Origin of the sequence: Janthinobacterium sp. 13 (assembly GCF_002749695.1) — a bacterium.
GTDB classification, from domain to species: domain Bacteria; phylum Pseudomonadota; class Gammaproteobacteria; order Burkholderiales; family Burkholderiaceae_D; genus Janthinobacterium; species Janthinobacterium kumbetense.
Genome location: NZ_PEEQ01000001.1, coordinates 3,434,757 through 3,457,181, shown reverse-complemented (window position 1 = coordinate 3,457,181; position 22,425 = coordinate 3,434,757). Strand labels below are relative to the sequence as shown.

At 61.2% G+C, this 22,425-nt stretch carries 18 protein-coding genes and 1 rRNA gene; 5 read left to right on the top strand and 14 right to left on the bottom strand.

What is annotated here, in order from left to right; translation table 11 throughout:
• Positions 1-7: 7 nt before the first annotated feature.
• The 7 genes from pyrC to CLU94_RS15110 form a co-directional block, all read right to left on the bottom strand.
• Positions 8-1,060 carry a dihydroorotase gene (gene pyrC / locus CLU94_RS15140; RefSeq protein ID WP_099666203.1) on the bottom strand — a complete coding sequence of 351 codons (1,053 nt, stop codon included), beginning with the start codon at positions 1,058-1,060 and terminating at the stop codon, positions 8-10.
• 151 nt (positions 1,061-1,211) lie between these two features.
• Positions 1,212-2,660: an amidohydrolase family protein gene (locus CLU94_RS15135; RefSeq protein WP_257218821.1), complete on the bottom strand. Its 1,449-nt coding sequence runs from the start codon at positions 2,658-2,660 to the stop codon at positions 1,212-1,214.
• 37 nt (positions 2,661-2,697) lie between these two features.
• The gene (locus tag CLU94_RS15130) at positions 2,698-3,423 is read right to left on the bottom strand and encodes an amino acid ABC transporter ATP-binding protein (RefSeq protein ID WP_099666201.1); all 726 of its coding nucleotides are present in this window, start codon (positions 3,421-3,423) and stop codon (positions 2,698-2,700) included.
• 19 nt (positions 3,424-3,442) lie between these two features.
• A complete protein-coding gene (locus CLU94_RS15125) occupies positions 3,443-4,135 on the bottom strand; it encodes an amino acid ABC transporter permease (RefSeq protein ID WP_099666200.1) in 693 nt (230 codons plus the stop codon).
• A 1-nt stretch (position 4,136) separates the two neighbouring features.
• Positions 4,137-4,886 (bottom strand): amino acid ABC transporter permease, encoded by a 750-nt coding sequence (locus CLU94_RS15120; RefSeq protein WP_077409318.1) that lies wholly within the window; start codon positions 4,884-4,886, stop codon positions 4,137-4,139.
• A gap of 99 nt (positions 4,887-4,985) precedes the next feature.
• Positions 4,986-5,942 (bottom strand): amino acid ABC transporter substrate-binding protein, encoded by a 957-nt coding sequence (locus CLU94_RS15115; protein WP_099666199.1) that lies wholly within the window; start codon positions 5,940-5,942, stop codon positions 4,986-4,988.
• A gap of 195 nt (positions 5,943-6,137) precedes the next feature.
• Positions 6,138-7,988 (bottom strand): ABCB family ABC transporter ATP-binding protein/permease, encoded by a 1,851-nt coding sequence (locus CLU94_RS15110; protein WP_099668327.1) that lies wholly within the window; start codon positions 7,986-7,988, stop codon positions 6,138-6,140.
• Between the two features lie 61 nt (positions 7,989-8,049).
• On the opposite strand from CLU94_RS15110, the gene CLU94_RS15105 reads away from it, so the two are divergent.
• The gene (locus CLU94_RS15105) at positions 8,050-8,490 is read left to right on the top strand and encodes an acyl-CoA thioesterase (RefSeq protein ID WP_052139932.1); all 441 of its coding nucleotides are present in this window, start codon (positions 8,050-8,052) and stop codon (positions 8,488-8,490) included.
• 42 nt (positions 8,491-8,532) lie between these two features.
• The gene (locus tag CLU94_RS15100; protein ID WP_099666198.1) at positions 8,533-10,125 is read left to right on the top strand and encodes an alkaline phosphatase D family protein; all 1,593 of its coding nucleotides are present in this window, start codon (positions 8,533-8,535) and stop codon (positions 10,123-10,125) included.
• Here CLU94_RS15100 and CLU94_RS15095 read toward each other — a convergent pair.
• Positions 10,122-10,988, bottom strand: a complete 867-nt coding sequence (locus tag CLU94_RS15095; protein ID WP_099666197.1) for a LytTR family DNA-binding domain-containing protein — start codon at positions 10,986-10,988, stop codon at positions 10,122-10,124. The two genes, CLU94_RS15100 and CLU94_RS15095, sit on opposite strands and share 4 nt — an antisense overlap.
• 158 nt (positions 10,989-11,146) lie before the next feature.
• On the opposite strand from CLU94_RS15095, the gene CLU94_RS15090 reads away from it, so the two are divergent.
• Positions 11,147-12,319 (top strand): acyltransferase family protein, encoded by a 1,173-nt coding sequence (locus CLU94_RS15090; RefSeq protein WP_099666196.1) that lies wholly within the window; start codon positions 11,147-11,149, stop codon positions 12,317-12,319.
• Here the strand turns inward: CLU94_RS15090 and CLU94_RS15085 are convergent.
• From CLU94_RS15085 to CLU94_RS15070, 4 genes are all read right to left on the bottom strand, one after another.
• Positions 12,316-13,998, bottom strand: coding sequence for a long-chain fatty acid--CoA ligase (locus tag CLU94_RS15085; protein WP_099666195.1), 1,683 nt, complete (start codon positions 13,996-13,998; stop codon positions 12,316-12,318). The genes CLU94_RS15090 and CLU94_RS15085 overlap by 4 nt on opposite strands.
• A gap of 55 nt (positions 13,999-14,053) precedes the next feature.
• Positions 14,054-15,736: a long-chain fatty acid--CoA ligase gene (locus CLU94_RS15080; RefSeq protein ID WP_099666194.1), complete on the bottom strand. Its 1,683-nt coding sequence runs from the start codon at positions 15,734-15,736 to the stop codon at positions 14,054-14,056.
• A gap of 276 nt (positions 15,737-16,012) precedes the next feature.
• A complete protein-coding gene (locus CLU94_RS15075) occupies positions 16,013-17,062 on the bottom strand; it encodes an aminopeptidase (RefSeq protein WP_180278667.1) in 1,050 nt (349 codons plus the stop codon).
• A 2-nt stretch (positions 17,063-17,064) separates the two neighbouring features.
• The gene (locus CLU94_RS15070; protein ID WP_099666192.1) at positions 17,065-19,140 is read right to left on the bottom strand and encodes a molybdopterin-containing oxidoreductase family protein; all 2,076 of its coding nucleotides are present in this window, start codon (positions 19,138-19,140) and stop codon (positions 17,065-17,067) included.
• Positions 19,141-19,346: 206 nt separating this feature from the next.
• On the opposite strand from CLU94_RS15070, the gene CLU94_RS15065 reads away from it, so the two are divergent.
• Positions 19,347-20,540 carry a M20 aminoacylase family protein gene (locus CLU94_RS15065; protein ID WP_099666191.1) on the top strand — a complete coding sequence of 398 codons (1,194 nt, stop codon included), beginning with the start codon at positions 19,347-19,349 and terminating at the stop codon, positions 20,538-20,540.
• Between the two features lies 1 nt (position 20,541).
• Here the strand turns inward: CLU94_RS15065 and CLU94_RS15060 are convergent, their stop codons facing one another.
• On the bottom strand, positions 20,542-21,426 hold the full coding sequence (locus CLU94_RS15060; RefSeq protein WP_257219070.1) for an NAD(P)-dependent oxidoreductase: 885 nt from the start codon (positions 21,424-21,426) through the stop codon (positions 20,542-20,544).
• A 119-nt stretch (positions 21,427-21,545) separates the two neighbouring features.
• Here CLU94_RS15060 and CLU94_RS15055 point away from each other — a divergent pair, with 119 nt between their 5' ends.
• Positions 21,546-22,106, top strand: a complete 561-nt coding sequence (locus tag CLU94_RS15055) for an acyloxyacyl hydrolase (protein ID WP_077408864.1) — start codon at positions 21,546-21,548, stop codon at positions 22,104-22,106.
• Positions 22,107-22,231: 125 nt separating this feature from the next.
• On the opposite strand, the gene rrf is transcribed toward CLU94_RS15055, so the two are convergent.
• Positions 22,232-22,344 (bottom strand): 5S ribosomal RNA (rrf, locus tag CLU94_RS15050).
• Positions 22,345-22,425 lie beyond the last annotated feature (81 nt).

Genomic DNA, 22,425 nt, shown 5'->3' with positions numbered 1-22,425 from the left:
GGAGTAATTACACCATTTTCCAGTTAATCTGCTCGCCCGCATTGAGCGGAATCACATGGCTGTCACCCAGCGGCAGCGAAGCTGGCAAGGTCCAGCTTTCGCGCTTCAGGGTGATGGTGTCCGTGTTGCGCGGCACGCCGTAGAAGGCGGGGCCGTGGAAGCTGGCGAACGCTTCCAGCTTGTCGAGCGCGCCGGCCCGTTCGAACGCTTCCGCATACATTTCCATCGCATGCAGGGCCGTGTAGCAGCCGGCGCAGCCGCAGGCCATTTCCTTGGCGCCTTGCGCGTGCGGTGCAGAATCCGTGCCGAGGAAGAAGCGCTCGTCGCCGCTGGCGGCCGCCGTCATCAGCGCCAGGCGATGCTCTTCGCGCTTGAGGATGGGCAGGCAGTAGTAATGCGGGCGGATGCCGCCCTTGAAAATCTCGTTGCGGTTGTACAACAGATGGTGCGCCGTGATGGTGGCGGCGATGGGGCCTTCCGCTTCGGCCACATACTGCGCCGCATCCTTGGTGGTGATGTGTTCGAACACGACGGACAGGGCCGGGAAGGCGCTGCGCAGCGGGCGCATCACGCGCTCGATGAAGACGGCTTCGCGGTCGAAAATATCGATTTCCGGATCCGTCACTTCGCCGTGCACGAGGAAGGGCATGCCCACTTCCTGCATCACTTCGAGCACCTTGTAGCAATTTTTCAAATCCGTCACGCCCAGGTCGGAATTCGTCGTGGCGCCGGCCGGATACAATTTGACGGCCTGCACGATGCCGCTATCCTGCGCGCGGCGGATTTCGTCGGGCGAGGTGTTGTTCGTCAGGTACAGCACCATCAGCGGATCGAAGTTCACGCCTTGCGGCACGGCGGCCAGGATGCGCTCGCGATAAGCGGCGGCATCGGCCGTGGTGGTGACGGGCGGCTTCAGGTTCGGCATGACGATGGCACGGCCGAACTGGCGCGCGCTGTGCGGCAGCACGCTGGCCATGACGGCGCCGTCGCGCAGGTGCAAATGCCAGTCATCCGGACGGGTGATGGTGATGGAAGCGGGGGTGTGATCGAGTGTGGACATGGCGGCTGCTCTCAGGCGGTCATTGCGGATAGCGCCATTTTACCAGCCGCGGGGCCGACCCGCCGGCCAGGATCACCTGTATGCGCGGCCTCCCGGACGACAAAACGGCCGGTATGCGCCGGCCGTTTTCAATATCAAGAGTACACGCGAATCAGGATTTGGCCTGCGGCTCTTCCTGCTTCGCCACCCAGGCGCGGATATCGGCCAGCATCCGGTCCAGCGCGGCGCGGTCGTACACCTGGCCACGACTGACCACCAGGCGGATCTGGCGCGTGGCGCCGATGTCCTGCAGCGGATTCGCGTCGAGCACCAGCAGATCGGCCGCCTTGCCCGCCGCCACGCTGCCATAGCGATCCAGCTTGCCCAGGAAGCGGGGACCGTTGATGACGGCAGACTGCAAGGCCTGCTGCGGCGTCAAGCCATACTGCACGTACAGGCCGATTTCATCGTGCAAGGCCTGGCCCGGGTAGTCGAAGGAATTCAAAAAGCCCGCATCCGTGCCCGCGATGATGCTCATGCCCTGCTGCTGCAAGATCGGCAGCAGCTTTGCCGATTGCTCGAACTGCGCGTGGCGCTGGGCGATGGCTTCCGGGCCATCCTTGGCGGCGCGCTGCACGCGCCAGTCGTAGGTGGCGCGCAAGCCCTTGCCGATGTATTGCAGGGCCGGATCGTGCGTGTGATCTTCGCGGTCCAGGTAAGCCGTCACGCGCGAACCCCACAGGGTAGGCACGATGGCCGTGCCGCGCGCGGCCAGATAGCTGAAGGCCTTGCGCGCCGTCGGTTCGTCGTAGCTTTGCACGCTTGCGTGCATGGCCTCCTTGCCCGTCATCGCGCCGGCGGCCACTTTGTCCGTCAGCTCCTGCTCGCGCGGCGTGGTGGCGCGCAGCAAATACGATTGATGTTCGATCGTGCCCAGGCCCGCATCGGCCATCTGCTCCAGTGTGAGCTGCACAGGGATATGGCCCGAGGTGCGCATGCCCCGTTCGCGCGCCTGGCGTAGCGCTTCCAGGTACAACTCAGGCTTCAGCGTGTTTTCCGTGATCTTCACGAAGTCCACTTGCTGCGCCTGCAGGCCGTCGAGCGCGCGCGTGACTTCCTGCGGCGTGCCCACTTCGATGGTGCCCTTCCACAGCGGCTTGATGCCTTCCAGCTTGGCGCCCGACGTGAAGATAGTCGGGCCTTGCAACTGGCCTGCGTTGATCTGCCGGCGCCATGCCAGCACCGTATCGGGCAAGTCGCCCGAGCAGTCGCGCACCGTGGTGATGCCGTGCGCCAGGTACAGGGGCAGCAACTGCTTGTTCTCGTCGATCAGCTCGGGACCGCCGCCAAAGTGCACATGCGTGTCCCACAGGCCCGGCATCAGGTATTTGCCGGGCAGGCGGATGGTCTGCTTCGGCGCGTAGCTGCGCAACTGCGCGTCGTCGACGACGGCGACGATGCTGTCGCCCTTGAGCAGCACGGTCTTGCCGTTGACGGCGCGACCGCCGGCAACATCGATCAGGGTGGCGTCGCGCAGGACGATGTCGACGGCGATCTTGTCCGCCGCGTGGGCTTGGGCGAGCAAACCCAGCGCCAGCATGGCGCCGGCTATTTTTTTCATGACATGCATTGGTACTCTACTTCAAAGTGATGGAAATTTAGTGGATGATCTTGGCGAGGAAATCGCGCGCGCGGTCCGAGCGCGTCGTGTTGAAGAAGTCATCCTTGCTGCAATCTTCGATGATCTTGCCCTGATCCATGAAGACGATGCGGTTGGCCACGCGCTTGGCAAAGCCCATTTCGTGGGTGACGACCATCATCGTCATGCCTTCCTGCGCCAGGCCCACCATCACGTCGAGCACTTCGTTGATCATTTCCGGGTCCAGCGCCGATGTCGGTTCGTCGAACAGCATGGCGATCGGGTCCATCGACAGCGCGCGGGCGATCGCCACGCGCTGCTGCTGGCCGCCCGACAGCTGGCCCGGGAATTTATCCTGCTGCGACAGCAGGCCCACGCGGTCCAGGTATTTCAAGCCCTTGGCATTGGCTTCGTCGGCGCTGCGGCCCAGCACCTTGATCTGGCCGATGGTGAGGTTTTCGCGGATCGACAAATGCGGGAACAGCTCGAAATTCTGGAACACCATGCCGATGCGCGCGCGCAGTTTCGACAAATTCGTTTTCGGATCGTTGACGCTGATGCCGTCGACGATGATCTGCCCCTGCTGGATCGGCTCAAGGCCGTTGACGGTCTTGATCAGGGTCGACTTGCCCGAGCCGGAAGGGCCGCAAATGACCATCACGTCGCCCTTGGCGACATTGGTGGTGCAGTCGGTGAGTACCTGGAACTGGCCATACCATTTGCTGACGTTATTGAGTTCAATCATCTTGTTCTTTCTTTTACGGTTAGCGAATGATGGCGACGCGTTTCTGCAGGCGTTTTACCAGGAACGACAAGGCATAGCACAGCACGAAATACACGACGGCGACAAACACGTACATCTCCACCAGGCGGCCGTCGCGCTGGGCGATCTTCGAGGCGGCGCCGACAAAATCGGGAATCGACAGCACGTACACGAGCGACACGTCCTGGAACAGCACGATGGTCTGCGTCAGCAGCACGGGGATCATGTTGCGGAACGCTTGCGGCAGCACGATGCTGCCCATGGTTTGCCGGTAATTCATGCCCAGCGCCTGGCCGGCCCACACCTGGCCACGCGGAATCGACTGTATGCCGCTGCGCATGATCTCGCAATAGTAGGCTGCCTCGAACATGATGAAGGTGATCAGCGCGGAAGGAAACGCGCCCACTTTCACGGGTTCGTTCGCGCCGATGACCCAGGCGGCGATGTACGGCACCAGGAAGTAGAACCAGAAGATCACCAGCACCAGCGGGATCGAGCGTATCAGGTTGACGTAGCTCGATGCCACCCCCGAGACGATGCGGTTACCGGACAGGCGCATCAGCGCCAGCAGGGTGCCCAGCACGATGCCGCCGACCATGGCCAGCGCCGTCAGTTTCAGGGTGAAGACCATGCCGGTCTGGAACAGGTAGACCCACGAGCGGGAGATGACATCGAAGTCGAAATTACCGAACATGTCAATGTCCTCCCGTCTTGGCGCCGGCGACGATGAAGCCCGGGATGGCGACCTTTTTTTCGATCAGGTGCATCAGCACCACCACCAGCAGGTTGACGACGACATAGATGATGGTGGCGGCCGAAAACGCCTCGAACACCTGGAAGGAAAACTCCTGGATGGCGCGCGCGCTGGCCGTCAGTTCGATCAGGCCGATGGTCAGCGCCACGGAACTGTTCTTGATGATGTTCAAAAATTCGCTGGTCAGCGGCGGCATGATGACGCGCGCGGCCATCGGCAGCAAAATGAAGCGGTAGGTTTGCGGCAGCGTCAGGCCCAGCGCCGTGCCGGCCAGTTTTTGCCCGCGCGGCAGCGCCTCGATGCCCGTCGTTACCTGCACGGCCACGCGCGAGGACGTAAAAAATCCCAGGCACAGCACGGCCGTGACGAACGGCGCATTCGGCAGCGACTTGACCCAGGCGCCCAGGTCAGGCGGCAGCAGCTCCGGCATGACGAAATACCAGAGGAACATCTGCACCAGCAGCGGCACGTTGCGGAACAATTCGACGTAGGCATTGGCCACGCCCACCAGCCATTTGTTCGGCAGGGTGCGGATGGTGCCGATCACCAGGCCCAATATCAGCGCCATGATCCACGCCGCACCGGCCGTGGCCAGGGTCCAGACGAGGCCGGACCACAGGGTGTCCATGTACGTGCCCACGCCATCGGGAGAAATCTCCCAGAAAATGCGCCAATTCCAGTTGTAATTCATGATCATCCTTCCATGCAGCTCAAGGAAAGCGGCTTGTCCGCCACCCGTCCCGTAAATAAAACGGGAGGCTTGCGCCCCCCGATTTGTTACGCACTCTTGTTATTTTTTCCGTTTGTCCGAGGTCTTCTGCGCTTCCGGTACGGCCGCATAAGCAGCCGGGTCGCCCGAATCGGTCGGATTCGTGAAGACCGCCTTCAATTGCGGCGGCATGGGGAATTTCAGGTTGATGTTTTTCGGCGGGATCGGCGAGGTAAACCATTTCGCGTAGATGCGGTTGATGTCGTCGCTCTTGTACAGGCGGATCAGCGCGTCATCGACCACTTTCTTGAAGGCTGGATCGCCCTTGCGCAGCATGATGCCGTACGGCTCGACCGACAGCGCTTCCTTGGTGATTTCGTAGTCGTTCGGGTTTTTCGAGTTGGCCACTTGCGACGCCAGCAGGATATCGTCATTGGCTTCGGCAACCGCGCGGCCCGTTTCCAGCATCAGGAACGATTCAGGGTGGTCCTTGCCGACGGCAATCGTCATGCCCAGGTTTTTTTCCTTGTTCAGGATGGTCATCTGCTTGATGGTCGACGTGCCGGCCGTGGCGACCAGGGTCTTGCCGCGCAAGTCTTCCAGGGTCTTGATATTCGAGGTTTTTTTCGACAGCACGCGGTTGCCGATGACGAACATGGTAGGGGCGAATGCCACCTGCTGCTGGCGTTCCAGGTTGTTCGTCGTCGAGCCGCATTCGAGGTCGATGGTGCCGTTGGCCATCAGCGGGATGCGGTTGGCCGACGTGACGGGGCTCATCACCACTTTCAGTTCGCTCAGGCCCAGGTGCTTTTGCAGGGCCGTGACGACTTTCATGCACAGGTCGATCGAATAACCCTGGTATTGCTGCTTGTCATCGAGATAGGAGAAAGGCACGGAGCCGTCGCGCACGCCGAGGGTGACGGAGCCGGCTTTCTTGATCTTGGCCAAGGTGCCGGTCAATTCCTGAGCCTGGACTGGCGACATGCTGCTGATGACACCGACGCTGAGCAGCGTGGCGATGATTTTGGTCAATTTCATAAATTCTCCTGGGCGGACAAACCGGATGGACTCCGAACGAAACAACTGTGGTGCAGACGCCACCAATGGAATTAATTTTATTTCATTTTCAGCGCTGGACTAGCCGTTTTCTGCGATTGCCCGCAAATAGGCGCTATACGCGCGCCTGAATCGGCGCGGCTGTAGCATTTTTCCTACTGATTTCGCCTTCCCGATTTATTTTGCCGGCGCCAGCCCCGCCAACTCGTCCTCTTGCACCTCGTCGTCCATATTTGCCTGCTGGCGTTGCCACATCTGCGCGTACAAGCCATCAAGCGCCAGTAATTGCGGATGCGTGCCCCGCTCGACGATGCGGCCATGGTCGAGCACCAGGATTTGCTGGGCATCCGCCACCGTCGACAGGCGGTGCGCAATGACCAGGGTGGTGCGGTTTTTGGCGATGTCCTTCAGCTGCGACTGGATCGCCTGCTCGGCCTTGGAATCGAGCGCCGACGTGGCTTCGTCGAAGATCAGGATGGCCGGGTCTTTCAGCAAGGTGCGGGCGATGGCCACGCGCTGCTTTTCGCCGCCCGACAGTTTTAGCCCTCGCTCACCCACCATGGAGTTGTAGCCATCTGGCAAGCTTTCAATAAAATCATGGATCGACGCCGCTTTCGCCGCCGCCACGATGGCTTCCTTGCTGGCACCCGGCTTGCCGTAGGCGATGTTGTATTCGATGGTGTCGTTGAACAGCACTGTATCCTGCGGCACGATGCCGATGGCCGCGCGCAGGGAATCCTGCGAGATGGCGCGCAAGTCCTGGCCATCGATGGTGATGCCGCCGCCATCGACTTCATAGAAGCGGAACAGCAAACGCGACAGGGTCGACTTGCCCGAGCCGCTATGCCCCACCACGGCCGTCGTGGTGCCGGCGGGAATCTGGAAATCCACGTCGAACAGGATTTGCCGCTTGGCTTCATAGCTGAAATCCACATGCGCAAAGCGCACGGCCGCGCCCCGCGTGACGAGCGGCTTGGCTTCCGGCGTATCGGCGATTTCGCGGTTCTCGTTCAGCAGCGAAAACAGGCGTTCCATGTCGGCCAGGCTTTGCTTGATTTCGCGGTAAATCACCCCGAGGAAATTGAGGGGAATGTACAGCTGGATCATGAAGGCGTTCACCAGCACCAGGTCGCCCAAAGTCATCGTGCCGTTGATGACGCCCACGGTGGCGCGCCACAGGATCAGGGTAACGGCCGTGGCGATGATCAGCGACTGACCCGTATTGAGCAGGGACAAGGAAGTCTGCGATTTCACGGCGGCCGATTCATAGCGCTGCAAGCCTTCGTCGTAGCGCTTCGCCTCGTAATCCTCGTTGCCGAAATACTTGACGGTTTCATAGTTGATCAGCGAATCGATGGCCTTGGTATTCGCCTTGGAATCGAGGTCGTTCATGGTGCGGCGAAAATGCGTGCGCCAGTTCGTCACCAGCACGGTAAACGCGATGTAGGACACCAGCGCCACCGCCGTGATCACGGTGAACCAGATGTCGTAATGCAAGACCAGGTAGCCGAGCACGAGGGTGATTTCCACCAGGGTCGGCAGGATGTTGAACAGGGTATAGGAAATGAGCGAGCCGACGCTGCGCGTGCCCCGCTCGATGTCGCGCGTCATGCCGCCCGTCTGGCGGTTCAAGTGAAAGCGCAGGGACAAGGCATGCAGGTGGCGGAACACTTGCAGGGCGATGGTGCGCACGGCCCGCTGCGTGACGCGGGCAAACAGGAATTCGCGCAACTCCGTAAACAGGGTGGTCGACAGGCGCAGCAAGCCATACGCCACCAGCAAGCCGACCGGCAACACCAGCAGCGCTTGCGGATGGGCCGCCGTGATCGTCATGGCGTCGACGAGTTTTTTCAGGATCAGGGGCACGCCCACGTTGGCCAGCTTGGCGCCCACCAGGCATAGCAGCGCCAGCAGCACTCGCCATTTGTAGACCCAGAGATACGGCAGCAAGGTCTTGATGGTGGCGAAATCGCTGTGGCTGGCGGAGGCTGGCGAGCGGGGCGGAGGGGGAGTCTGGGAACGGCGCATGGCGAAGGTCGGCTTTTTATGGTTCAATCGGGGCAATTGTAGCCTTTCATGAGAATAAAAGATGAGCACCTCCCCCGACCGTCCCGACAACTGCCTCGCCTCCGGCCTGCCCGCCGGAAAAATGCCGGAATTGCGCATGATGCCCGCGCCGTCCGACGCCAATGTGTACGGCGACGTCTTCGGCGGCTGGATCATGGCGCAGGTCGATATCGCCGGTTCCCTGCCGGCCACGCGGCGCGCCAACGGCCGTGTCGCCACCATCGCCGTCAACTCCTTCGTCTTCAAAAACCCCGTCTTCGTCGGCGATCTACTCTCCTTCTACGCCGACATCGTCAAGGTTGGCAATACCTCGATCACCGTCAATGTCGAGGTGTATGCCGAGCGCAACCGCCTGCAGGCGTGCATCGTGAAAGTCACGGAAGCCACCCTGATCTACGTGGCGACGGACTCCGACCGCAAACCGCGCAAAGTGCCGCCGATCGAGACCTTGCTGTCGCCTTGATTGTCGCTGTTACATTAATCCCACGTTTTATTTTCAGACGGCATGGATAGCCAGCGCCGCATTTTCCTGCAGAGCGCCGCCCGCATCGGTGCGCTGGCCGCCGCCGGCAGCGTGCTGTCCGGCTCCAGCGCGAGCGCCGCCACGCGCCTGAATGGCGCCGGCTACCCGTTTGCGCTCGGCGTCGCTTCCGGCTCGCCCTTGCCGGACGCCGTCGTGCTGTGGACGCGCATCTGCTACGACCCGCTGCATGCCAGCGCCACGCCCGCCATCGTCCTGAACGTGCGCTGGGAAGTGGCGGACGACGAGGCGTTCCGGCGCATCGCCGCCAAGGGCCAGGCCACGGCCACGCCCGCCCTCGCGCATAGCGTGCACGTCGATGTGGGCGGCCTGGCGCCCGGACGCTGGTACTGGTACCGCTTCATGCTGGGCGACGCCGTCAGCCCCGTGGGCCGCACGCGCACGGCGCCCGAGCCCGGCGCCATGCCTTCTTCGCTGAAACTGGCCGTCGCCTCGTGCCAGCACTGGGAATTCGGCGCCTACGCGGCGCACCGGCACATCGCCGCCGCCGCGCCCGACCTGGTAGCCTTCCTTGGCGACTACATCTACGAATGGGGTCCATACCAGCTGCAGCACCCGAGCCGGGCCGTGCGCACGCATGAAAGTTTTACTCTGGACGACTACCGCGCCCGCTACGCGCAATACAAGAGCGACCGCGACTTGCAGGGTGCACACCTGGCCGCGCCGTGGATCGTCACCTGGGACGACCATGAAGTGGCCAACGATTACGGCAATGACCGCGACGAATTGCTCACGCCTGCCTTTTTGCAGCGCCGCGCGGCCGCCTACCAGGCATTCTATGAACACATGCCGCTGCGCCTGCTGCCGCTGGGCGGGCGGGGTTTTGTCGACATGCGCATCTACCAGCGCTATGACTGGGGCCGCCTGGCGCGCTTTCACGTGCTGGACGACCGGCAATACCGCGCCTACCATGCGTGCGCCAAGCCGGGCCGCGGCGGCTCGAATTCCGTTACCACGCGTAACTGTCCCGACTTGCGCAAGCCCGACCGCACGATGCTGGGCGAGGAACAGCAGCGCTGGCTGCAAGCCGGCCTCGACAATTCGCCTGCGCGCTGGAACATTTTGGCCCAGCAAACCCTGATGGCGCAATCGAGCCAGGTGCCCATCCTGCGGCCCGGCGACGAACGCATCTGGACCGATGGCTGGGATGGCTATCCGATGGCGCGCCAGCACTTGCTCGACGCCTTGCGCAGCAGCAAGGCCAGCAACCCGCTGGTACTGTCGGGCGACGTGCACACCTTTTATGCCACCGAACTGAGCCGCAACGCCATGCGCCCTGCCGGCAAGGATAATCCCGTGCTGGCCACCGAGTTTTGCGGTACCTCAATCACGTCGAGTTCCCGCCCGCAAGCACGCACGGAACAGTACGTGGCGATGAACCCGCACATCCGCTACGGACGCAGCGACAAGCGCGGCTATATGTTGCTGGACATCACACCGGAGAAAACCACGGCCCTGTTCCAGGGCCTGGAGAATGTGCGCGACAGCGCGTCGGCCATCGCGACACTGGCCAGTTTCACCGTCCAGGACGGCAAGGCTGGCGTACAACGCGTCTAGCCTATGCTTTTCAAGGCGTCGCGGTAGCGCCGGCTGACGGGCACTTCGCCGCCCGTGGACAGCACCGCGCGCGCATCGCCCGATTCCAGCGGCACGATGCTCCGCACAAAATCGAGGTTGACGATGTAACTGCGGTGCACGCGCAGGAAGCGCTTGCCGTCGAGGCGGCGCTCGATGGCGGCCATGGTCGAGCGCAGCGGATAGTCGTGGCCGCGCACATGTAGATTCACATAATTGCCCCACGCCTGTATCCACTCGATTTCAAAGGCCGGCAGCAGAAAATCCTTGCCCAGCTTGCGCACCAGAAAGCGCTCCGGCTGCTGCACCGGTTCCACGGCAGGCCCTTCGTCGGGTTCGCCCAGCAGGGTCGCCTCGCCTTGCCAGCGCATCAGCAGCAACTGGTAAAAGCCCGTGAACAATAAAATGGAGAAGTAAGTACGTACATCCTTGATATATTCATACGGCAACTCGCGCCACCAGTTACCGAAATCGTAGTCGCTGCCCTGACTCCAGTAAGCCAGTTTGCGCAAGGCCACCATGGCCAGCACATGCACGAGGCTGTAGACGAGCGACGCGGCCAGGTGCCAGCGCAGGTTCTGGCGCTGGAAAACCAGGTGCAAGGGGCGAAACTGGTTAGCCAGGATCACCACCGGTACCAGCGCCAGCAGCACCAGGTTGCTGCTCCACTCCCACACGGCCACTTCCCAGAAGGGCGTATCGAGCCCGGCGCGCACGCGGTCGGCCCAGCTAATCCAGCAGTTGAGCGACGTTTGCAGCAGATACAGGACGATCCAAAAAGCTGGCTCGGCGATCTGGCGCCAGCGTTGATATCGTTGCAACAAATCGGTGGAAGACAGGCGCATGGCGGCGGACAGTGAATAAGTTGCATGATTGTAAGGTCCCAAAGCCGTCCCAGCGCCACCGCTCGTCACAAACAGACAGCGATTGATCACTTTTCGCTGGTTCGCCCCGTGCGGCCTGCCTATGCTAGGGCATTCCCTGACCGACGGACCCCACGACCATGACCACAGATTCCCGCCGTTACGATATCGATGCCTTGCGCTTTCTTGTCTTCAGCCTGCTGATCGTCTACCACACGGCCATGCTGTACCTGGATGGCGCCGCCTTCCACATAAAAAGTACTTACCTGACGGAAACATTGAACTTTCCCATGGTCTTTATCAACCGGTGGCGAATGGAAATCGTGTTCCTGATTTCCGGCGTGTCCTGCGCCATGATGACGCACCCGTCCAGCGGTGCGTTCCTGCGGCGCCGGATCAAGCGCCTGTTGCTGCCCTTGCTGTTTGGCATGCTGGTAGTGATCCCCGTGCAACCGTATTGCGAGGGCGTCAGCAACGGCCTGGTCGAGCCTGGCTATGGACCATTCCTGCTGCATTACTTTGGCGGCCATGCCTGGCCGGCCGGCGCATTTACGGGCTGGAAGACCAGTTTTACGTGGAACCATCTGTGGTATCTGGTGTACCTGTTGCTGTACACCATCGTGCTGGTGGCCTTGCAGCCGCTGCTGGCCAAGGCAAGACCGCTGTTTGCGGGCCTGCGCGGCTGGCGCCTGCTGGTCCTGCCCGCCCTGCCAACGCTGGCGGCAACGGCCTTCCTGAAGCTGCGCTATCCGGAAACCCATGCGCTGCTCAAGGATTGGTACGCGCACGCCATCTATTTCACCATGTATCTGTATGGCTGGTGGCTGGGCAATGACAAGGGAGTGTGGCAGGAACTGGCCCGCTTGCGCTGGCAGGCGCTGCTGCTGGCGCCCTGCGCGTTTGCCGTGTATCTGGGTTTTGACCTGGTGGCTTCGGAAAACCTGCTGACCTGGGCCTCGTTTGGTTCCTGGCCCATGCGCAACCTGTACATGTGGCTGGCCATCTGCGCCATCTTGGGCTGGTCGCACACCTTGCTGAATAAACCGTTTGCCTGGCTGCCATGGGCGCGCCAGGCCGTCTTTCCCTGGTACATACTGCACCAGAGCGCAATCGTACTGCTGGCCTACTGGGTGGTGCCGTTAAAACTGGGTCCCGTGCTCGAGCCGCTGCTGGTACTTGCGGGCACGGTGGCCATCTGCTGGCTGGGGACGTCGCTGCTGATCAGCAAGGTGAGCTGGCTGCGTCCCTGCTTCGGCTTGCCCGCCCAGCCACGGCAAGCCGTGGCGGCGGACACAGCCTTGGCGGCGAGTTAAGCCGCTTTCTTTTCGTCGCGCAATTGACGGCGCAAGATCTTGCCGACATTGGTTTTCGGCAATTCATCGCGGAACTCGATGTATTTCGGCTTCTTGTACGCCGTCAACTCATGCTTGCAATGCTCGCGGATCTGTTCTACCGTCAAGTTCGGATCCTTGCGCACGACAAACACTTTCACGGCTTCGCCCGAGTTGGCGTCCGGCACGCCGATGCAGGCGCATTCCAGCACGCCCGGGCACGACGCAACCACGTCTTCCACTTCGTTCGGATACACATTGAAGCCGGAAACGATGATCATGTCTTTCTTGCGGTCCACGATCTTCACGTAGCCGCGCTCGTCCATGACGCCCACGTCGCCCGTCTTGAAATAGCCGTCGGCCGTCATCGACTTGGCCGTCTCGTCCGGACGCTGCCAGTAGCCCGCCATCACTTGCGGGCCGCGCACGGCGATCTCGCCCGGTTCGCCCAGCGGCACTTCCACGCCATCGTCGTTCAAAATCGCCACTTCCGTCGATGGGAAAGGCAAGCCGATGGTGCCCGTGAATTCCGTGATATCGACGCGGTTACCCGTCACCACAGGCGACGTTTCCGACATGCCATAGCCTTCGATCAGCGGGCAGCCCGTCAATTTCAGCCAGCGCTCGGCCACATTGCGCTGCAAGGCCATGCCGCCGCCATTGCACACTTTATAGCTGGAAAAATCGAGCTTGGCGAAGTCGGCATTGTTCAGCAGCGCGTTGTACAGAGTATTAACTGCCGGGAAGACGACGATCTTGTGCTTGGACAATTCCTTGACGAAACCGGGAATATCGCGCGGGTTGGGGATCAGCACGCTCATGCCGCCCAGGCGCATGCCCATCAGGGCGCTGACCGTCAGCGAATAGATGTGATACAGGGGCAAGGCGCACATGAAGCCCATCGAGGTGGCGCGCATTTCCTTGGTCATCACGGGCGACATCCACGCCTCGTTTTGCAGCACGTTGGCGATCACGTTACGGTGCAACAACATCGCGCCTTTCGACACGCCCGTCGTGCCGCCCGTGTACTGCAGGAAGACGATATCGTCATGTCCCTGCTGCACCGGCGTCAGGGTCAAACGGGAGCCCTCGGCCAGCATCTTGTTGAAGCTGATGGCGCCCGGCAAGGAAAACGCGGGCACCATTTTTTTGATCTTGCGCACGACGAAGTTGACGATGGTGCCCTTCAAGCCACCGAGCAAGTCGCCCATGGTGGCGACGATGACATGCTTGACCTGGGTGTGCGGCAGCACCTGTTCCACCGTGGTGGCGAAGTTTTCCAGCACGATGATCGCTTCGCTGCCCGAATCGATCAGCTGGTGCTGCAATTCGCGCGGCGTGTACAGCGGATTGACGTTCACCACGGTGTAGCCGGCGCGCAAGATCGCCGCCATGGCCACCGGATACTGCAACACGTTCGGCAACATGATCGCCACGCGCGCGCCCGCTTGCAGGCCCTTGCTTTGCAGCCAGGCACCCATCTGCTGCGACAGCTGGTCAAGCTCGCGGTAGGTGAGGAATTTATCCATGCACACGAAGGCGTTGCGGTCCGCATATTTCTGGAACGACTCTTCCAGCAAATGCGTGACGGAACGGTATTGCATGCAATCAATCTCTGCGGGAACGCTGTCCGGGTACGACTTCAACCAAATCTTGTCCATCTCGCCTCATCTTTATCTGTAAAAGGGACGCGCCTCCTGGCGCATCCCACACTGTTTATGCTGCTATCTTTGTTTCGTCACGCAGGGCGCGACGCAAAATCTTGCCGACGTTGGTCTTCGGCAGTTCATCGCGGAACTCGATGTATTTCGGCCGCTTGTAACCCGTGAATTGTTCCTTGCAGTACGCGGCCAGCACTGCCTGGGTCAGGTTCGGATCCTTGCGCACGACAAACACTTTCACGGCTTCGCCCGAGTGTTCGTCCGGCACGCCCACGCAGGCGCACTCGAGCACGCCAGGATGGGCCGCGATGACGGCTTCGACTTCGTTCGGATACACATTGAAGCCGGAGACGAGAATCATGTCTTTCTTGCGGTCCACGATCTTCACGTAGCCGCGCTCGTCCATGATGCCCACGTCGCCCGACTTGAAGTAGCCATCGGGTGTCATCACCTTGGCCGTCTCGTCGGGACGGTTCCAGTAGCCGCTCATCACTTGCGGCCCACGGATGGCGATCTCGCCCGTCTGGCCCAGCGGCACTTCCTTGCCGTCGTCGTCGAGGATGGCAATGTCGGTCGAGGGCACGGGCAAGCCGATGGTGCCGGAAAACGCCGTGCTGTCGGCGCGGTTGCAGGTGGCGACGGGTGACGTTTCCGACAAGCCATAGCCTTCGATGATGGACACGCCCGTCACTTGCAGCCACTTGTCGTTGACGGCTTGCTGCACCGCCATGCCGCCGCCATTGGCGATCTTCAAGCCCGAGAAATCGAGCTTGGCAAAGTCGGGGTGGTTCACCAGCGCGTTATACAAAGTATTGACCGCTGGCAGCAGGTTGAATTTGTACTTGCCCAGCTCCTTGATCAAGCCCGGAATATCGCGCGGATTCGGGATCAGGATATTCAGGGCGCCCACGCGCGTGCCCCACATCGCGCACGCCGTCAGCGCAAAGATATGGTACAGCGGCAAGGCGCAGACGACGATCATCTGTTCCTTGCTGTTCTGGTCGAGCGCCGCACCCGACCACGCTTCGCTCTGCAGCACATTGGCGATCACATTGCGGTGGCTCAAGGTCGCGCCTTTCGACACGCCCGTCGTGCCGCCCGTGTATTGCAGGAAGGCAGCGTCATGGACGCTCAGCTCGACGGGCGTGAGTTTCATGCGGCTGCCCAGCGCCAGCGCCTGCTTGAAGCGCATGGCGTTCGGCAAGGAATACGCGGGCACCATCTTCTTGACATTGCGCACGACAAAATTGACGATCATGCCCTTCAAGCCGCCGAGCATTTCGCCCATGCTGGCGACGACGACATGCTTGACGGCCGTCTTGCCCAGCACCTGTTCCAGGGTATGGGCGAAGTTTTCCAGCACGATGATGGCTTCGCTGCCCGAATCATTGAGCTGATGCTCGAGTTCGCGCGGCGTATATAAAGGGTTGACGTTGACTACCGTGTAGCCGGCGCGCAGTACGGCAGCGATCGCCACCGGATACTGCAGCACGTTCGGCATCATCAGGGCGACGCGCGCGCCCTTCTTCAGGCCGCGGCTTTGCAGCCAGGCGCCCAGCTGGCGCGAATAGGTGTCGAGTTCGGCATAGGTGAGAAATTTGTCCATGCAGACATAGGCATTGCGATCCGCATATTTTTGAAACGCTTCTTCCAGCAAATGCACCAGCGAACGATATTGATCAGGATCGATGTCGGCGGGGACGCCGGGAGGATACGACTTCAGCCAAATTTTTTCCATCCTGTGCCTCTTGTCTCGAATAATCGTGGGGGAGCCGGCGCACCCTGCCGGCGCGGATCATTGCTGCGGATTCTGTCGTCCTGCAGTCAGTTTGAGCATTCTGACGAGCAATTGCTCTATGCTACTAATGCGATGCTATCGGGCGCCGGGCTTCCATGCAAGCGCTTTCAACAGTATTCGAGCGGCAACTCTAGGGGTATTTTGTGCTGCACTGCAACATGATAAATACGCTGTTGCAGGATCGTTCGCCTTGACGTCCGGGACAATCTTTACGGGTCACGGGCTGGACAATTGTTCCAGCGCCTGCCTGCGCTCAGGCTTCTTGATCTGGGCCATTGTGTGCACTGCAGCATAAAAAGCACGAAAGTTCTTTTTTTCTTCCAGCAATTTTTTGAAGGCAGGCAAAAATTCATTGTAGGTAGACACGGAAGCCAGGTGCGCATTGCTCAAGGGCTGCTCGAACCAGCGGTCGTAACCGGCAAAACCACCCCAGTTTTTCTTCAGGACCTGATACGCTTCTTGCAATGCCGCAAATACCTGCGCCTTGCGCGCGCGCTTGTCCGCATCGCTGGCGTCGCTCGCATACACGGACTCCAGTTCGCCCCGGTATTTCAATAGCAAGGCCAGGAAATCCTGCCGCCGCGCCGCATACTGGGCGTACGCCGTGCGCATGCTGTCGTTGCCCTCGCGCGCCAGCCAGCGCTGCACGCCGGCCTCTTCCACGGCACTGGCAAACGACTCGTTGAAGGCCGAGTCGCCAGGCACGTACACCACCTGGTGCGCCAGTTCATGAAAGATCAGGCGCGCCAGCTCCGCATCGTTGTAATTGATAAAGGTCGACAGCAGGGGATCGTCGAACCAGCCCAGGGTGGAATACGCGGGCACGCCGCCCACCTGGACGTCGTAATGCTGGGCGCGCAACTCGTCGGCATACGCGAGCGCCTCCTCCTTGCTGTAATAGCCGCGATAGCTGACGCAGCCGGCAATGGGAAAACACCATTGCAGCGGCTGCAGCGACAATTCCGGCGTGGCCACCACGTTCCACAGCACGAACGGGCGCCGCAGCGCCGCATAGTTCTTGTAGCTGCCATTGTCTGGCAGGTCCAGCTCGCTGACGGCAAAGCGGCGGATTTGCTGCGCCTTAGCCAGGCGCACTTTCAGGCGCGGCTCGGTAGCCGGGTCATCGAGCCAGTCGCCGATAGGGCGCGCGCCGGACCACAGGGCATATTGCCCCTGCGCCGCTTGCGTGTAGTAGCGCAATTGCGTGCAGCCGCCCAGCAGCAGGCACACCGTGCCGACAAGCAAGCGGGCCGGCCAGCGCGCCATGGTCAGGCAGCCTTTTCCACTTCAACCAGCGTATCGTAGAAGGTCGGCGCGCGGCCCATGTCCGTCAGGCGCTGGCTGGTCACTTCGTTGGCGTTCTTGCCGTCGCTGGCGAGTTTCTTCCACCACACGGACAAGCCCACCACCAGGCCCCGTCGCGCCTTGTCCGTCACCCTGGCCTTGGCCACAAAGCTGCCGCGGTCATTGAAGATGCGCACCATGTCGCCGGCCACGATGCCGCGCGCGGCGCCATCGTCGGGATGGATATCGAGGTGGGGCTCGCCTTCGGCCGCGCGCAGGCTTTTCACGTTCACGAAGGTGGAATTGAGGAAATTGCGCGCCGGCGGGGAAATCATGGCCAGCGGATAGCGGGCCGCCAGCGCGGGATTGCTGGCCAGCGATTCGTGGGGCGCGATATACGTGGGCAAGGGATCGAGGCCCGCCAGCGCCATGGCTTCCGAATACAACTCGCACTTGCCCGATGGCGTGGGGAAACGCCCCTCGGCAAATGGCGCTTCCGGCATGGCCAGCTTTTGCCAGCCCGTGCGTTTCAGCGATTCCCAGTCGAAATGCACGGCGCGCGCATCCGTCGCATCGAATGCCTTGGCCGCCAGCGCATCGTCGCTTTCCTGGAAGCACGGGTCGTCAAAGCCCATGTATTGGGCCAGCAGGCGGAAGATTTCCGTATTCGCCTTCGCTTCACCCAGCGGCGCCACGGCCGCATTGTTCGCCATCATGTACAGGTGGCCATAGGTGGCATGCGTATCGACGTGCTCCAGCTGCGTGGTGGCGGGCAACACGATGTCGGCGTAGTCGACGGTATCGGTCTGGAAGTGCTCGAGCACGACCGTAAACAAGTCTTCGCGGGCAAAACCCTGCGCCACTTTCGAGGAATCGGGCGCCACCGCCAGCGGATTCGAGTTGTAGACGATCACGGCTTCGACTTGCGGGCCAAACTCGGGCGACGCCGTTTTCAGCAGATCGTCGCCGATGGTGCTCATATTGATGGTGCGCGGCGTGCCTTTCAATAAATCCGGACGCTGCAGGGCCTTGCGGTTGATGGGGAAGGAACCCGAGCTCGACAGCTGCATGCCGCCGGCCGGATGGCGCCAGGCGCCCGTCAGGGCGGGCAGGCAGGCGATATTGCGCACGGCCATGCCGCCGCCATGCACGCGCTGCACGCCATAATTGGCGCGGATGGCGGCGCCCTCGCCGGAGCGGCAGGCCTGGCCGTACAGGCGCGCCAAATCGATCACTTCCGTGGCCGTGATGCCGCACACCTGGGCCACCCGCTCGGGCGGCCATTCCAGGGCCCGCTGTTTCAAGGCCTCGTAGCCAACAGTGTAGCGCTCGATGTAATCATGATCGAGCAAATCTTCCACAATCAAGACATGCATCAAACCCAGCGCCAGGGCCGCATCGGTCCCCGGCAGCAAGGCGACGTGCTGATGGCACTTTTCCGCCGTCAACGAACGGTAGGGGTCGATGGCGATCAGGGTGGCGCCATTGCGCTTGGCTTCCTGCGCGCGCATCCAGAAGTGCAAATTCGAGGCGATCGGGTTGCCGCCCCAAATGATGATCAACTTGGCGTTCTGGAACTGTTCCAGGTCCGTGCCGATGCTGGCGCCCACCGTGTAGCGGTAGCCCGTAGCGCCGGCCGAGGCGCAGATGGTGCGGTCCAGCAAGGAAGCACCGAGCTGGTTGAAGAAACGCGACGACATCGACTCGCCCTGCACCAGGCCCATGGTGCCGCAGTAGCTGTACGGCAAGATCGCCTGCGGATCGCGCGCGGCGATCGGTTTCAAGCGGGCCGCGATGGTCTGCAGCGCTTCTTCCCAGCTGATGCGCTCGAACTTGCCTTCCCCCTTCTTGCCCACGCGGCGCAGCGGATGCAGCAACCGGTCCGCATGGTAGGTGCGCTCCGTGAAGCGCGATACCTTGGTGCACAGCACGCCCGCCGTGGTCGGGTGGTCGGGATCGCCCTTGACGGCTGTTGCCACCCCGTCGGTCACGGTGACCAGCAAGGCGCAGGTATCGGGGCAGTCGAGCGGGCAGGCGGCGCGCACTTGGGTGGTGGTCATGGGGCAATCCAAAAACGTTGGGGGAAGGCGATACTGTAAACCATTCCGCGCGCTTGCTGTTGGCGCCGTGGCAAGCACGTCCGTGCGCTGGATTTACCCGGCAAACAAGGGCTACAATGCACTATTAGCCGCGTCTGTTTTTGATCAAACAAGCGCGGTCCGGCGCGCCATACATTGCTGCGCGCCAGCATCCACAGGAGAGTCCCATGAAACTAGTTGATCCGATCTTGGCGTTTCAATCCGAGCTGCAAGGTATCCGCCGCGACCTGCATGCGCATCCCGAGCTGTGCTACGAAGAACAGCGCACTTCGGACGTGGTCGCCGCCAAACTGACGGAATGGGGCATTCCCGTGGTACGCGGCCTGGGCCGCACTGGCGTGGTCGGCATCATCCAGCATGGCACGTCCAAGCGCGCCATCGGCTTGCGTGCCGATATGGATGCCTTGCCGATGCAGGAAATGAATACCTTCGAGCATGCTTCACGCCATCCGGGCAAGATGCACGCCTGCGGCCACGACGGCCACACGGCCATGCTGCTCGGCGCCGCCCATTACCTGGCGCAACACCGCAACTTCGATGGCACGGTCTACCTCGTCTTCCAGCCGGCGGAAGAAGGCGGCGCCGGCGCGCGCGAAATGATCGAAGACGGCTTGTTTACACGCTTTCCCATGGATGCCATCTACGGCATGCACAACTGGCCAGGCGCGGAAACGGGTACCCTGAGCGTGGTGGAAGGGCCAATGATGGCGTCCAGCAATGAATTCCACGTCACCGTCAAAGGCAAGGGCGCGCACGCGGCCCAGCCGCACAAGGGCATCGACCCCGTCATGGTGGCCGTGCAAATCGCGCAAAGCTGGCAAACCGTCATCACGCGCAACAAGAGTCCGCTCGACACGGCCGTGCTGTCGATCACGCAAATCCATGCGGGCAGCGCCACCAATGTGATTCCCGATGACGCCAGCCTGGTCGGCACCGTGCGCACCTTCACCACGCCCGTGCTGGACCTGATCGAAGAGCGCATGCGCGACATCGCCGTGCACACGGCCGCCGCCTTTGGCGCGGAAGTCGATTTCCACTTCAAGCGCAACTACCCGCCGCTGGTCAACCACGCGAAGGAAACGGCGTTTGCCGTCGAAGTGATGAAAAGCGTGGTGGGCGCCGACAAGGTCAACGCGAATGTTGAACCGACCATGGGCGCGGAAGACTTCGCGTTTTTCCTACAGGAAAAAGCTGGCTGCTATATCTTCATCGGCAACGGCGATGGCGAGCACCGCGATGGCGGCCACGGCCTGGGTCCGTGCGTCTTGCACAATGGCAGCTACGACTTCAACGACAATCTGCTGCCCATCGGCGCCAGTTTCTGGGTCAAGCTGGCCGAAGCGAGCCTGCCCGTCACGTAAATCAGCTCAGCTTATCCGGACCGGTGCCCAGGCGCTGGCCCGGATTCAACGCTTCCAGGGCCAGCAAGGCCGCCGCGTGGTCTGCCGTCGGGTGGCTGGCGGCAAGGGTTTCATAGCGCTGCGTCACCAATTGCGTCACCGGCAAGGTGACGTGGGCCGCCTCGGCTGCCGCGAGGATGTTGTGCATGTCCTTGATCTGGCTTTTCACCTGTCCACCGGCAACAAAATTGCGCTCCAGCATGCGCTGGCCATGCAGCTCCAGAATCTTGCTCTCGGCAAAACCGCCGCGTATCGCTGTCCGTACGGCGCTCGCATCGGCGCCGGCCGCCTGTGCCAACAATAACGCTTCCGCCACGATATTCAGGGTGGCGCCGACGATCAGCTGATTGCACAGCTTCGCGACCTGGCCGCTGCCGGCCGGCCCCACCAGAGTCGGGCGCCCCATGGCCGACAGAATCACTGCAATCCGCGCGTAATCGCTGGTGCTGGCGCCAGCCATGATGGCCAGGGTGCCCGCCTGTGCCCCGCCGACGCCACCCGACACGGGCGCATCGATAAAGGCATGGCCTGCCGCGTGCAAGGTGGCATGAAATTGCTGGGCTTCTGCTTGCTTGGTGGAGCTCATATCAACCCAGAGCGCCCCTGCACGCAAGGCTGGCAGCGCCTCTTGCAGCACCTGCGCCACGATGGGCCCGGCTTCCAGCATCGAAATGACGACGTCCGCGTCATTGACCGCCTCAGCCACGGAAACGGCGGGCTGGGCACCTGCCTCACGCAGGACTTCGGCCTTGCTGTGCGTGCGATTCCAAATTGTGACAAAATATCCAGCGCGCAGCAGGCACCGGACCATCGGATCCCCCATCAGACCGATACCGAGAAATGCGATTTTTGTAGAGAATGTCAATTGAACCTCTGAAATCAAACGGGTGGCGGGAACACTGTGCAAAACTGGGTGTCTGCGCAAACAAGACGAGCCTTACGGCCAATTTTACGATGAAAGCCTCTATGTCCTTCAAGAAGAATATCCTCAAATCCATCGCCGCCGTTGCCGCGCTGATGGCAGCCAACGCCGGCTTTGCCGCCGACGACAAACTGATCGACTCCGTCTACGGCGAATATGCCAAGGGCGTGAAGGTACAAATGGTACGCGCCGGCGTGACCTCGAACTGGGATAAGGCCTGGTTCGTATCGAATGGCACACAACTGAGCGGTTACTGGGATGCCAGCATCGGCGGCTGGGATGGCAAGAGCTATCGCAATGTCCCTGGCCAGCATCAAAAACTGTGGGACCTGGGCTTTACCCCCGTGTTCCGCTTTGAAAACACGAACAAGCTGGGCTTCTATGCGGAAGGCGGCATTGGCGTACACATGCTGTCCAAGCTGTACGATAACGACGATAACCGCCTGTCGACCCACTTCCAGTTCGGCGACCATATCGGCGTTGGCTATATCTTCAATAACAAATGGGAAGTCGCTGCGAAGATCCAGCATTTCTCGAACGGCGGCTACAAGAAACCGAATAGCGGCGTCAATTACATGAATGTCAAAGTCGCTTACCATTTTTAATGGTTATGACAAATGAACGAGGCACCGCGTAGCGGTGCCTTTTTTTACGCCTGTCTGCTGACAAAACCGCCAGACGTAAAAAAAACCCCAACCGGATCACCGGAAGGGGTTTTTTCAAATAACAAGCCTGACGATAACCTACTTTCACACTGGTTGCAGCACTATCATCGGCGCAAAGTTGTTTCACGGTCCTGTTCGGGATGGGAAGGGGTGGGACCAACTTGCTATGGTCATCAGGCATAACTTGTACTGGCGTTTGTCCTCAATGGAGCGACAAAGCCTGAATCTGGAAGAAGCAAAGATTGGGGTAATGACTGGT

Bases quoted from the DNA above. Each gene is read 5' to 3' on its own strand.
- pyrC (WP_099666203.1), bottom strand. From the start codon at position 1,060: ATGTCCACACTCGATCACACCCCCGCTTCCATCACCATCACCCGTCCG.
- CLU94_RS15135 (WP_257218821.1), bottom strand. From the start codon at position 2,660: ATGAAAAAAATAGCCGGCGCCATGCTGGCGCTGGGTTTGCTCGCCCAA.
- CLU94_RS15130 (WP_099666201.1), bottom strand. From the start codon at position 3,423: ATGATTGAACTCAATAACGTCAGCAAATGGTATGGCCAGTTCCAGGTA.
- CLU94_RS15125 (WP_099666200.1), bottom strand. From the start codon at position 4,135: ATGTTCGGTAATTTCGACTTCGATGTCATCTCCCGCTCGTGGGTCTAC.
- CLU94_RS15120 (WP_077409318.1), bottom strand. From the start codon at position 4,886: ATGAATTACAACTGGAATTGGCGCATTTTCTGGGAGATTTCTCCCGAT.
- CLU94_RS15115 (WP_099666199.1), bottom strand. From the start codon at position 5,942: ATGAAATTGACCAAAATCATCGCCACGCTGCTCAGCGTCGGTGTCATC.
- CLU94_RS15110 (WP_099668327.1), bottom strand. From the start codon at position 7,988: ATGCGCCGTTCCCAGACTCCCCCTCCGCCCCGCTCGCCAGCCTCCGCC.
- CLU94_RS15105 (WP_052139932.1), top strand. From the start codon at position 8,050: ATGAGCACCTCCCCCGACCGTCCCGACAACTGCCTCGCCTCCGGCCTG.
- CLU94_RS15100 (WP_099666198.1), top strand. From the start codon at position 8,533: ATGGATAGCCAGCGCCGCATTTTCCTGCAGAGCGCCGCCCGCATCGGT.
- CLU94_RS15095 (WP_099666197.1), bottom strand. From the start codon at position 10,988: ATGCGCCTGTCTTCCACCGATTTGTTGCAACGATATCAACGCTGGCGC.
- CLU94_RS15090 (WP_099666196.1), top strand. From the start codon at position 11,147: ATGACCACAGATTCCCGCCGTTACGATATCGATGCCTTGCGCTTTCTT.
- CLU94_RS15085 (WP_099666195.1), bottom strand. From the start codon at position 13,998: ATGGACAAGATTTGGTTGAAGTCGTACCCGGACAGCGTTCCCGCAGAG.
- CLU94_RS15080 (WP_099666194.1), bottom strand. From the start codon at position 15,736: ATGGAAAAAATTTGGCTGAAGTCGTATCCTCCCGGCGTCCCCGCCGAC.
- CLU94_RS15075 (WP_180278667.1), bottom strand. From the start codon at position 17,062: ATGGCGCGCTGGCCGGCCCGCTTGCTTGTCGGCACGGTGTGCCTGCTG.
- CLU94_RS15070 (WP_099666192.1), bottom strand. From the start codon at position 19,140: ATGACCACCACCCAAGTGCGCGCCGCCTGCCCGCTCGACTGCCCCGAT.
- CLU94_RS15065 (WP_099666191.1), top strand. From the start codon at position 19,347: ATGAAACTAGTTGATCCGATCTTGGCGTTTCAATCCGAGCTGCAAGGT.
- CLU94_RS15055 (WP_077408864.1), top strand. From the start codon at position 21,546: ATGTCCTTCAAGAAGAATATCCTCAAATCCATCGCCGCCGTTGCCGCG.